This is a genomic window from Pseudanabaena sp. 'Roaring Creek' (assembly GCF_001402795.1).
GTDB lineage: Bacteria > Cyanobacteriota > Cyanobacteriia > Pseudanabaenales > Pseudanabaenaceae > Pseudanabaena.
In genome coordinates, this window is record NZ_LIRE01000756.1 from 1 (window position 1) to 12,750 (window position 12,750).

Here is a 12,750-nt window from a genome sequence, read left to right on the forward strand (position 1 = left end):
TACCGCCCACTACGCGGGCGGTATGCTCTTCTAGGTTTTAAGTTTACTTATGCCTAGCTACTTATCAAGGAAGAATTTGCGCTTGCAGGTTGCAGTTGTAACCGCAGTAGCATGATTAAAGCGCATTATTTGAGGCTCGTTATCGATTCCCATGAATAATGAAGGCTAGAATGACTATGTTCCCAAACCAACAATATTTACATAATTTACATAAAATTCATTTTACATGGATGAATTTCTAGTTCAGCTCCAAACCACGTTTCCCAATCCGTGGTTTAACTACAGTGTGATCCTAATTCTATATATTTCTATTGATTTTTCCTTTTCCTATATCAGGCGACGGTTTATCATTAACGGTAAGATACCTCAAGCGGTCGTAGATTTTCCAATTTATGAGACTACTCCAGAAGAATTTGATTCTTTAAAACAAAAGTTTGACGAATTTCTTCAAGATGGGATAGAAAACGGAAGGAGCGAGCTAATCTTAACGGTCGAACAAATCAACTGTATTATTTGCCGTGGAATTACCCAAGTCAAGGTAGGCGGAGGAAATCGTCCAAGTCCTATCTATTATGAAATTGACGATCAAAGGCTGATTGAGAGAACGTTATGGTACCCAGATCACATTAGCATAAGCATTATCGAGTTTGCGGGGAATCTGTGTTGCATCGAGTCATTGTCAAGTGAAGGTAGTTTCCCAAGTGTTTCCCACGTGGATAGATTTAGACCTTTTGCGATTCTATGTAATGGTAATAGTAAGGAAATAGAGCAGGTTGCTCAAAAAATTACGCTTGTGGAAATTGTAGGCGATAAAATTGTGATGAGAATTTGATGACTTGTGGAAGTTATCAAAATGCGGAATCTGTCTTGATATTGAATTGCCTCATCAAGACATTTCAATATCAAGACAAATTAGTAATCCCAGCAATTAGCCCTTGACATACTTTAGTGAGGAATTCTAAATCGAGAGTCTCGATGCGATCGCTACTTTTGTGATAGTGCGGATTTCGCATAAACGCTGTATCCGTGACCATAAGAGCATTATAGCCAGCATCCCAAAAGGGAGCATGATCGCTAAGGCGTGTTGATGGGATTGCCAAACCTCGCCAGCCAGCAGGTAGCCATTCACAGGGCACGATCGGCTTAAGATGGTGTTGAAAATGAATGAGATCGGGAATCGTGGAGATATTCCCAATCAATCCAATAAAGTCCCCTGTATTGGGATATAGCTTCCCTAAACCTGCGGGATATTTCTGGGAGTCGGGAGTGTAATCGCAATAGCCCAACATTTCCAAGGAAATCATCAGACGCAGCTTTTGCTTCTCATCCTTGAGCTTTTGGGCATAGGCATTACTTCCCAACAAGCCGTACTCTTCCATATCAAAAGCAACTAGTCGAATCGGATATTTGACAGGATGAGTGGATAAGTGTTCGGCAAATTCTAAAAGTACTGCCACGCCAGAGCCGTTATCATCTGCACCCACACAACCTGCAACGGAGTCATAATGTGCGCCAATAATTATTGGCGATCGCTGTTTGCCATCCTTAGCCATAATTTCTAAAATCAAGTTTTGATGCTTATTCCCATTTACATCAAACTCATGGGTAATCACTTCACCGAACTTAGCCAAATGCGATCGGATATATTCACGGACAAATAAATGCCCAGCCGACGCATAGTAGGGATTGCGCTCGATGACGACTTTTTCGAGGTATTGAACTAATCGCTCTTGCAGGTTTTCCATTACTTATAGTGAATGTGCCATCAGTTGAAAAAATCAATCCAAAAACAATCATAGGAATTTGCATTTTGCCACAGGCAAAATGCAAATTCCTATAACTATAAAGGTTCTTTCTCGTTTTGCCAGAGGGCGCGAACGATCTTGATTTCATCGTAGGTATATTCTTCCCGCAGATGATCGAAAAGATTGCGAAGAGAATCCCCACCGATCGCTTCTAGAGCTTCATAAATTACATTCTGGCGTTCGGGAGTGACAAGGCGATCGCAATTAATCGCATAGCCCGCCTCAATTAGTTGCACCAGATGTGTCCAGACTGTCGCAGGTTTTAATCCGCGATCGCGAGCAATCTCATCGATATCTAGACCATTCTCATACATTGCCAAGGTTTCACGCTGCGTACTTGCCTTCGATAGTTTCGATTTAGGTGTGACGGCTTCTTGCTTTACCCTAGAATTTGTTGATTCTTCAGGTTCTGGAGGTGGGTATTGGAGATGATGTTCGAGAATAATCGCGATAAAATTATCGGCATATTGCTCTAATTTTTTTGCGCCCACGCCCGATAATTTCGCAAATTCTTTGCGGCTTGTGGGTTGCTGCTCTGCCATTTGGTTGAGCGTGGCATTGCTAAAAATCACATAGGGCGGCACTTCCTGCTCATCCGCTAGATTTTTACGGAGTAGGCGCAATCTCTCAAAGAGAATTTCCACATCAACAGGTCTTTCGCTCGCACCTTCGCGTTCCGCAACCCTTGCAGGTTCCGCGTCGCGTTCTATGGGTAATAGCACGTTACGCTGACCGCGCATTACTTCCCAACTGCGATCGTTAAGTTTAAGAATGGCATAACCATCGGTAGTTGGCGTTAAGTAGCCTTGATGAATTAGCGATCGCGAAAGTTGTCGCCATTCATCCAGACTGCGATCTTTGCCAATGCCGTGAGTAGATAGGTTTTCATGCCCATGCTGCAAAATCTTTTTATTAAGAGAACCTCGCAAAATATCAATAATCTGCCCTGCGCCAAATCGCTCTTTTACTCTCGCCACACAGGATAAGAATTTTTGTGCCTCTACTGTCCAATCTTCCATGGGCTTTGGAGTAAGGCAGTTATCACAATTGGCGCAATCACCTTGAAAATGTTCGCCAAAATAGCGTAAAAGAATTGTACGACGACAGGCTAAACCTTCCGCATAGTCAACTACTTGACGCAATTGCTGCTGGGCAATTCTTTGTTCTGCTTCCAATGGCTCATTGGTATGCGGATCGACTTTTTGTGCAATGAGATACTTGATCGTTTCTAAATCCTGATAGCCCAGAAATAGAGTGCAATGCGAGTCTTCTCCATCCCGTCCCGCTCTACCCGATTCTTGATAATAGCCTTCAATATTTTTAGGCAGATCGTAATGAATTACAAACCGTACATCGGGCTTGTTGATACCCATACCGAAAGCGATCGTGGCAACCATCACCTGTACGTCATCACGAATCCATCGCGTCTGATTTTCTTCCCGATCCTTTGCACTCAAACCCGCATGGTAGGGAATAGCTTCGATGCCATCCTCCCGCAATCGTTCCGCAATTTCATTGACACGCTTGCGGCTTAGGCAATAGACAATTCCCGAGCCTTGCGTTTTTTTAATTTGCTGCAAGAGATTAATGTAGGATTGTTCGGTTCCTTGCTTGGGAACGACTTCATAATAGAGATTATTGCGATTGAAACTGGCAACATGGACGTAGGGCTTTTGTAAATCCAATTGTTGAATGATATCTTCCCTAACTCGCTCGGTCGCTGTAGCCGTCAAGCCAATAACGGGTACATCGGGATAGAATTGACGCAGACGACTAAGTTGTCGATATTCAGGACGAAAATCATGCCCCCATTCCGATACGCAATGGGCTTCATCGATCGCAAATCCAGCAATGCCAATTTTGTTTTTAACAATATTCAGAAATTCGATAAACTGCTCGGCAAATAGGCGTTCGGGCGCAACATAGATTAATTTTATCGCTCCATTTAAAATTGCTTGCGATCGCTGATTGGTTTCTCTTCCCGATAAAGTACTATTTAAAAAAGTTGCCCCGATGCCATTCTCTTTAAGCGCCGTAACTTGATCTTGCATCAAGGCGATCAAAGGCGATACCACAATGGTTACGCCAGTTTTGAGCAAGGCGGGCAATTGAAAGCAAATGGATTTCCCTCCGCCTGTGGGCATAATCGCCAAAGTGTCACGTCCCGCAAGATGGGCTTCGATAATCTCGCGCTGACCAGCCCGAAATGACTCATAACCAAAATACTGCTTCAACGCTTGTTGTAAAGAATCACTGTTTGACATAACTGTTTTTTCTTGTGCCTCTTTTGGGGGGGAGAGAAGGATTTTATATTTAATTGCACCCAGTTACTTATGCGCATAAAATCTTGCATCAAATCTATTGATCTTCTTCCGTAATTTGCAAGCGAATCGTGCGCCCCGAACGATCGTTGCCAATCTGTACGGTGATATTTTGACTGGCGAGGGAATCGAGAGAATTAAGTAAATCGATCAGGTTGGGAGTGCTTGCTCCAGCTTCAACATACAACTGATCGGCAGCAGTCGCAACTCGTTTCCATGTGCCGTAGAGTTTGGCGATCGACTGTTCGAGTTGTGAGGCTTGGCTGACCAGATCGGAGGCAAGTTTGAGGCATCCGAGTCTTAGGGCTTCTTCAAGGGCAAGATCGATATTGACAGAGCGGTTGGCGATCGCTTGTACTTGATTGGTATTGGATAAATACTTAGTTAACCTCTGCGCGTCAGCAGTAACAAGCCTAATGTTATCGAGATCGGAACCATCGGCGATCGCTTGTTTGATCGGGGTTTGATAGGCTTCAGGCAGCTTATCAATTTCACGGACTAGGGGGGCGACGTAGCGCGTAGGAATGGTATGGGCGGCGACCTTCTCTTTGAGTTCGTCAGGCAGATGCTCAGAACTCATGGCAGTCCATTCATCAGAAAGTTGCCGCACTTCGCGACGGGTAATCTTTTCGCCATTTCTGGCGGCATCGACAATTAGCTGTTGCACTTCGGGATCGGCTTGAGCGGTTTCTAAAAATGCTCTCTTACTAAATTGTCGGATATCATCGGCATCTAACTGACCATTAGCCATCAAGGTATCAGCACTGTTAGCAAGCTGCATCCAAGAGTAGGCCTGAGATTTACTGATTTCTCGCTCTTGGAGCCATTTGAGGAAACCCGTACCGCGTCCTTCCCCATTAGCTTTTTCGCGATCGCGTACCGTCCGCAAAATCCGCCCTCGCCAGATATCCGTCTGTAGGTCAAAGCGATCGCATACTTGCCAAGCTAGATCGACCTCTGCTAAAAATTGCCCTTCCGCTAAACCTTCATCATTGGGATCGGGCAAGTCTAGAGAAAAATCAGCTAAATCAAGATTTGCTAAAGCTTCACTGGAGATAGATGCAGCGGAAATAGATTCGAGTACAGATTCACTCACGGACACAGACAACCTTTGATTTAATAATTGATTTAATAGTGATTTCGTAACTTGGTAGCACAGGCAATTAGGATTGCCCATCTTACATATTAGCTGATACCCGAAAACGATCCTCCATCCCCACTTCTCCTGATATATAGCTGCCGCCCCAAAGATGAGTGGCGGCGTGAAACGCCGCCACTCATCTTTGGGGTTTTATATGCCGCTCATATTAGGACATAAAGCCCAAGCTATATTTTCCAGAGACACCAAAATTTCGCATTGTTTCGCATTGCCATTCTCAAGGGACAATCACAGTAAAAAGGTAGTAAAAAGGGAGGGGTAATCAGCTATTTAACCAATCTGAAAATTGATAAACAAACAGCTTAAAAATGTAAGTTGGGCAGTGAGTAAAAACATATAGATCACGGCTCGTTTTTTGAAAATCGTGAGAATTAAACCGATCGCTTTGAGATCGATCGTGGGGCCAAAAACGAGAAATGATAACAGCGACCCACCCGTAAAGGTGGAGGCAAAGGACAGCGCAAAAAACGAGTCTACCGTCGAACAGATCGAAACGATCGCCGCCAAAATCATCATCGCCACAATCGAGCTTACAGGTCCCTGTCCCAAATTGAGGATAATATCGCGAGGAACCCAGACCTGAATGATCGCGGCGATCGCGCTGCCCATGATGAGGATAGCTCCTAACTCCCGCATTTCGGCAAGAGTATTATCTAAAAGGAGATTTAGGCGATCGGGCAAAGATTTGGTTACGACTTGATTACTAGCAGCAACATAACTCGCCAAATCTAGGGACTGACTGCGGTCTTCCCCTAAGAAAAATGTTCCCACAGGCACAGCTCCCACCTTCACTTTCGGAGATGGCAGCGCGATCGCAATATTGGGTTGTAGGATTGCCCGCAGATCTTTTTGAGTACTAAATACCATCGAAACAATTGTGGCGATCGCAAAAGATAGCACGATGCGAAGCACCGCAATTTCAGGCTGATCGCGAAAAGCCGTCCAAGTCGACCAAATCACCACGGGATTGATCGTGGGAGCCGCTAACAAAAAGCTGACCGCAACGGAGATCGGTGCGCCCTGAGAAATCAGCCGCCGTGCCACAGGCACATTGCCGCATTCGCATACAGGAAACATAAATCCTAAGGCGCTACCCGCTAATGCACCTAAAAATGGATTTTTGGGCAGAATTGCAATTAGTTTGCGCTCATCGACAAATATTAATAAAGCTCCAGATAACAAAACCCCCATCAACAAAAATGGCATGGCCTCAACAAGGAGACTCAAAAACAAAGTAAAGGCGCTGAGAATTTGGTTCATAGTTGCGCAGATTCCTAGTCCCAGATCTAAAACCTGCGGCGCACGCTGCGCGTGCGCCGCAGGTTTTAGGGTTTTATATTTAACTAAGCCCACTTAACTTAATAGGCTAATTTTAAGCTCATTAATTATAGGTGTTTTAACGGCTCCCCTATTTACTACTTTCACAAGCTCCTAAAACTACATATTGTGGCTCAAATCTAAGTGCAGCATAGATCCTATCCATAATTTAAGAACATATTAATGGGCAAATCCCCCTAGAGTTTAGAATTTTTGGGAACTCTTCTCGTAAAATGTAATGTTAATGCGGTTAAACTTAGTTTTGCTGCAATGGGTAACGGGACTAAACCATGTACTAATCATGCACTAATGTTCAATAGGATGCTTAATAGGACAGCCGCTATGACCGCACAAGATCCGCAATTACCCGCCCCAAAAATCCCCAATGCTTCTAAAATTAACCCGCCGAAGCTGGAAGATTATCGGATTCCTGTGTCTCCAGGGTATGCATTGCCTGAAGATCGATATGTCATGTCTGCGCCTGAGCTGGGGGGAGAATCAGCGATTTTGGCTGAGTTTGATGCGGCCGCGCGTTCCGATCAATTTTCGATGGCATTGCAAAAGCTGATTCGTTGTCGGGATAATGTACTGCCTGCCCTACTAGAGCGTCTTGATAGCGATGAGGTTGCTATTTCTAAAAAAGCAGCGATCGCCCTAGGATATTTGCGATCGCCACAGGCGATCGCGCCCCTAATCGCCGCCACCAAAAATCCCCATCGGCAAATACATTGGCAAGCTGCCGCAGCCCTGAGTTGGATTGGTAGTAACGAGGCGATTAGTGCCTTGATCCAGTTGTTGCGTCACCCCTCCATTCAAGTTCAAGCCGCCGTAGCAAAGGCGCTCGGTCGCGCTAGTTTACCTGCGGTATCCCCCCTAGTGGAGGCTTTAAAACATAGTGATGATATGGTTAAAGTCCATGCCGCCCATTCCCTCGGACAAATTAGTTCGCCCCTCGCCGTCACTACCCTCATTACCGCACTGGAGCATGGTAGTAAATCGGTTCGTTTTGAGGCAGCTTGGGCACTCGGACAGATCAAATCGCCATTATCCGCCAATTCCCTAGCCAGTTTGCTGACGGACAATGATATTAGCGTTCAATCGCAAGCAGTACAGGCTCTCAAAAATATCGGTGTCCCCGCGATCGCTCCCGTAGCAAGAATGCTCAATAATCATGCTAGCCATACCCGCAGCGTAGCCGCCCGTACCTTAGGACAAATTGGGATGGAGGAAGTTGTGCCCCTTCTTGCCCAAGTGCTCCGTGATGATGAATATGCCTATGTGCGTTGTGATGCGGCGCTTGCCCTAGGGGAAATTGGTTCCCATGATGCCGTGTTCTATCTTTCTCAAGCCCTTAAGGATCGCGATCGCTCGGTTCGCAGTGCGATTTTGAGAGCCTTAGCACAGATTAATTCTCCCGAAGCACAGGAAGTTTTGCATAATCTAAAGCACAGCATATCTATCCCCAATTATTCCGTATCGAATATCAGGGATTTTGGGGACGAATCAGACTTTACCACCATCCAAGGCTAGAGATAGTTACAGCGCTTCGCTCTGCAACTATATAGGGAGAGTGTACCGCCCGCTGCGCAGGCGGTACACTCTCTGGTTTATAGCTACAGTCACTTGAATGAGGACAAATCAAGCCCCAAGAATTGAGTGGCGGCGCTTCGCGCCGCCACTCAATTCTTGGGGCTTATGTCCTAATACATTTGGCAACAGCTATAGCTCATGATTTCAGTTTTAACTGCTCCACATTCCATAACGCCCCCGATACGCCTGTGCTTCCCGCCAGTGAGGATGGTTGAACGTTCTCAACGCGATCGCGTACCGCAACTAGATAAAGTGGAACCGTTAAATGGATTAAGGGTAGCTGTTCTTGTACTAATTGCTGATATTCAGCATAGATTGCTTTCCGTTTAACCTCATCAAGTTCCTGTGCGCCTTGAATCATGAGACTATGAATTTTCTTTTCCCAATCCGCCACTTCTCTTCCCTCAAAAGGCTTCTCATCACCTACAGGACCTTTGTTAAACATATGCGAATCCCCATCGGTTGCCCAAAGATTAATCGCACTATTCGGTTCCGCGCCCCCTGTAAAGCCCAGTAGAGTGGCATCCCATTGTTTCGAGTTATCCAATTTATCGGTAATAATCCGAAAGTCAACGGGATTAAAATCAATTTTCATGCCGATCTTTTCTAGATCGCTTTTAATTTGTGCTCCTAATAATACGCGACCGCCCGCAGGAGCCATCAGCGTAAATCGAACGGGATTATTTTGAGGATCTAGCAATTGCGGTGCGGAATTGCCATCATTGCTCTTGCCATCATTGCTGTATTTATATCCAGCCTGTAAGAGAATTTCCTTAGATTTTTCGGGCTGATAATCGTAAACCTTAAGCCCTTTTTCGGGCGGCAAAAAATAGGGACTAGGAATAGATATCGGTGAATTTTGGGTTTGAGCTAGCCCGCGTGATAGGTTGGTAATCATGGCTTCACGGTTGAGGGCATAGGCGACAGCCCGCCGAAAGTTCACATCATTGAACCACTTAGATTTAATGGGATCGACAAAAGGCTCGTTGGTTTTCGGATTTTTTCCTTTATTCAAGTTGAACATGATAAATGCTTGCCCTGTCGCGGGACCAGCATTGTAGATTTTGTAGTTATCGCGTTTTTCAAAACGTTTGAGCAATTGGAAATCTTCCCCCCGTAAGCGATACATATCTAACTCCCGCGAACGAAACCTGAGCAGCGCCGTATCGGGAGATTCCACAATCTGCATTACCAACTTTTCGATATTGGGAACTCCCTTTTTCCAATAATAAGGATTGGGTTTGTAGATGATGCGTTCGGAAGGACGATATTCTTGGATAATATAAGCACCACTGCCCACCAGTTGATTGACGGGCGTATTGAGAGTCCATGTTTCTAAGAACTTTAATTTTTTACTATTCGGATTTTCAATGAGGGTGGGCGCAAATATATGTTTGGGTAAAATGCCAATCCCGCCAATGGTGCGTAGGGCAGGGGCGAAGGATTCACTCAGCACAAAGGAAACTCGGCGATCGTCAAGTTTTTCCAATTTGGGTAAGGTTCCCGATTGCCCCACGCGCAATACATCTCTGCTGCCAGAGGGAATCTTTTCATTAAAGAGAATATCTTGATAGGTAAATAGAACATCATCAACGGTTAAAGGCTCACCATCTGACCATTTCAGATTCGGGCGCAGAGTAAAGATAAGTTGCTTACCATCCTGTTGAAATTCCCATTTTTCGGCTAGTTCTGGTTCGACTTCTGAAGTGATTTGGTTCTCAGAGATTAGTCCAGTGAGGGTGTAGCTAATGGCGATCGCACTATAGGCATCATTGTACAAAACGGGATTAAAGGTTTTGATATCACTATCAAGGGGAACTACCAACCGATTTTTGAGCGCTTCTGGTTCGATCGCACAACCCCAAAGTAACAGCGAGCATATACTGATTAATAGTAGTACTAGAACTGCTTTCCATGGTTTAACTTTGGTTTGTTTTTGACTTCTTCTCACGATCGCTCTTGCCCTCTATTTCTTAAACTCTTTAATTCAGATATTTCTTATACCAATTCACGAAAGTGTGACAACACTTTTGTGAATTAAACACCAAACCCAGTAAGGTTTTGAGATTCTCAAAATGGCAACGCCATTTTGGGAATTGGTATTAATCCTTCGGGATTTAATTATTAAGTATAGCTATAGTCGTTAGGACAAAGCCAAAGTGCAATAGAGAGTTGAACCGTGAAGCGGCAACTCTCTATTGCACCAGTAAAACTACCGCATGAACGGCGATCGCCTCTTTTTGACCGATCGCATCCATGCCCTCATTGGTGGTTGCCTTGACGCTAACGCAGTCAATCGATAAATTCATGGCTTGGGATAGGCGATCGCGCATCGCCTTAATATGGGGTTTGAGCTTTGGGGCTTCTGCGATCACCATGGCATCTAAGTTATTCACCCGCCAGCCCTGCGCCCCAATCAGTCCCTGTACCTGCTGTAATAACATAATGCTATCGGCTCCCGCCCATTGCGGATCGGAGGGGGGAAAATAATGCCCAATATCCCCAAGGGCAAGCGCTCCCAACATGGCATCCATGATCGCATGGGTCAATACATCGGCATCGCTATGTCCCAACAACCCTTTTTCGTAGGGAATTTCGACCCCACCAAGTATCAAACGGCGATCGCTAACGAGTCGATGCAGGTCATAACCATTACCAATGCGGATATTCATAAATAATTTATTTGGCTTACTAACTACAATCTTAAACCTATTTTTAAACCTATTTTTAACGTGAGTTCGGGATACTTTGCAACGATCTTGGAGAAAGGGTTTGCTACGCAAACCCTTTCTCCAAGCCCAAAAGTAAAAGCCTTGCATAGCAAGGCTTTTACTTTTGGGCTTTTAAAATTTGCCAATTTAACCCGAAATGACGTTATTTTTGGCGTTATTTTTGTGGTTGTCGTCGCTTATCATCCCCAGAAGAGAAAAAGAAGAGAAGCGTCGAGATCTAAAAGACCAATGGCGGCGTTTCACGCCGCCATTGGTCTTTTAGGGCTTAGGCTCTTGCGGATAAAAAATGTCCCACCAAAGTTATCTAGCTTCGACTACGCTCAGCTAACTTTGGCTGAGCGTAGTCGAAGCCACAGGTACTTTAATTAATAGCAAGTCCCTTATGTCCTAGACAAAAATTTCATTACGAGATTGCGCGATTGAGAAATTATTTAAGGTTCCCAGTTTTGACAAATCACCAATATGCCCTATTCTCAATTAGTTTTATAGCTGCCATAATCTAGCTTAGTTTCAAATTACCCTTATGAGCCATCGCCTGCCAAGCAATAAGACTACGGACAAAACCTTTGAAATCTCCAATTTGTGTCATACCCTAGATGGTTGCGTATTAGTTGTCGATGACAATCCCACAAATTTGAGTGTACTGGTCAATTTATTGCGGGATGTGGGATTGCGGGTATTAGTCGCAACTGATGGCGAAAGTGCGATCGAACAGATTGCCTATATTAAGCCCGATCTGATTTTGTTAGATGTCATGATGCCTGGCATTGACGGGTTTGAGACTTGCAATCGACTGAAAACAAATCCTGAGACTGCCAAAATTCCGATCATATTTATGACAGCTCTTTCGGAAACAGTAGATAAAGTACGGGGGTTATCTTTGGGGGCTGTGGACTATGTGACTAAGCCCTTTGAACATGAAGAGGTTTTAGTAAGGATTCGCACCCATTTAACGATCGCGAAGCAACAGCAAATGATCGAGATCCAAAATCTAGAGCTACAGGCGGAGATAGCCGAGCGGAAACGCGCCCAAGATGCTTTAACAATTTTTCTCCATGCTGTTTCCCATGACCTGCGCAATCCAGTCACAGGCTTGCTAATGGTATTGAATAATCTGGCTAAAACCACGGATTCTACCGAAGCAAATATTCCATTGCCCCGAACTACCCTAGAGCGAATGCGACAAAGTGGCGATCGCCAGTTAGCCCTAATTAATTCATTACTAGAGTCCCATGTAAATGACGTGCATGGAATGCCAATTCACCCAGAGCCAGTGGCGATCGCTACAATTATTCAAGCAGCCGTTGCCGATCTGCAACCACTGTTAGATCAGGAAGATGCTGAGATCATTTTACAGATTCCGCAGGATTTACCCTTAGCTTTAGTCGATGCATCGCATACCTGTAGGGTCTTTCAAAACTTACTGGCTAATGCCATTAAACATAATCCACCTAGCCTTAAGCTGACTATTTCCGTGGAAATATCTTTGAATTCTATATATGAGGGGATTGAATATAGCGTTCTATCCCCTCATATGCTTTGTACGGTTGCTGATAATGGGGTGGGGATGACTAGCGAACAAAGCAAAAATCTTTTCGATCTCTATACTCAAGGTAAAACCCAGAATAAATTGCATCGGCGATCGCTCAGTCTCGGTTTAGGGCTGTATATTTGCCGCCAGATCGTGCAAGCTCATGGTGGTGCGATTGGGGTGATCGGCGAACCAAATGTGGGTTCTCGTTTTTGGTTTACCTTACCGATAAATAGTTAATACCAATTCCCAAAATGGCGTTGCCATTTTGGGAATTGGTATTATAGCTACAGTC

Annotated in this window: 9 protein-coding genes; 3 read left to right on the top strand and 6 right to left on the bottom strand. The window is 44.7% G+C overall.

The genetic code is table 11. From position 1 onward, the window contains the following. Positions 1-226: 226 nt before the first annotated feature. Positions 227-832 carry a hypothetical protein gene (locus AC805_RS23135; protein ID WP_055077592.1) on the top strand — a complete coding sequence of 202 codons (606 nt, stop codon included), beginning with the start codon at positions 227-229 and terminating at the stop codon, positions 830-832. Positions 833-902: 70 nt separating this feature from the next. On the opposite strand, the gene AC805_RS23140 is transcribed toward AC805_RS23135, so the two are convergent. From AC805_RS23140 to AC805_RS23155, 4 genes are all read right to left on the bottom strand, one after another. After that, positions 903-1,745, bottom strand: coding sequence for a M28 family peptidase (locus tag AC805_RS23140; RefSeq protein ID WP_055077593.1), 843 nt, complete (start codon positions 1,743-1,745; stop codon positions 903-905). Positions 1,746-1,840: 95 nt separating this feature from the next. Continuing rightward, positions 1,841-4,069, bottom strand: coding sequence for a DNA helicase RecQ (recQ, locus tag AC805_RS23145; RefSeq protein WP_055077594.1), 2,229 nt, complete (start codon positions 4,067-4,069; stop codon positions 1,841-1,843). A gap of 94 nt (positions 4,070-4,163) precedes the next feature. Continuing rightward, positions 4,164-5,228, bottom strand: coding sequence for a hypothetical protein (locus AC805_RS23150; protein WP_231664268.1), 1,065 nt, complete (start codon positions 5,226-5,228; stop codon positions 4,164-4,166). 327 nt (positions 5,229-5,555) lie between these two features. Then, positions 5,556-6,545: a permease gene (locus tag AC805_RS23155; protein WP_009626626.1), complete on the bottom strand. Its 990-nt coding sequence runs from the start codon at positions 6,543-6,545 to the stop codon at positions 5,556-5,558. 399 nt (positions 6,546-6,944) lie between these two features. Here AC805_RS23155 and AC805_RS23160 point away from each other — a divergent pair, with 399 nt between their 5' ends. Beyond that, complete coding sequence (locus tag AC805_RS23160) at positions 6,945-8,132, top strand: HEAT repeat domain-containing protein (protein WP_055077595.1); 1,188 nt, start codon at positions 6,945-6,947, stop codon at positions 8,130-8,132. 196 nt (positions 8,133-8,328) lie between these two features. On the opposite strand, the gene AC805_RS23165 is transcribed toward AC805_RS23160, so the two are convergent. Both AC805_RS23165 and ispF read right to left on the bottom strand, forming a co-directional pair. Next, a complete protein-coding gene (locus AC805_RS23165) occupies positions 8,329-10,143 on the bottom strand; it encodes an ABC transporter substrate-binding protein (protein WP_055077596.1) in 1,815 nt (604 codons plus the stop codon). Positions 10,144-10,387: 244 nt separating this feature from the next. After that, the gene (ispF, locus tag AC805_RS23170; protein WP_055077598.1) at positions 10,388-10,864 is read right to left on the bottom strand and encodes a 2-C-methyl-D-erythritol 2,4-cyclodiphosphate synthase; all 477 of its coding nucleotides are present in this window, start codon (positions 10,862-10,864) and stop codon (positions 10,388-10,390) included. Positions 10,865-11,447: 583 nt separating this feature from the next. Here ispF and AC805_RS23175 point away from each other — a divergent pair. Beyond that, positions 11,448-12,695, top strand: a complete 1,248-nt coding sequence (locus AC805_RS23175) for a hybrid sensor histidine kinase/response regulator (RefSeq protein ID WP_082429623.1) — start codon at positions 11,448-11,450, stop codon at positions 12,693-12,695. Positions 12,696-12,750 lie beyond the last annotated feature (55 nt).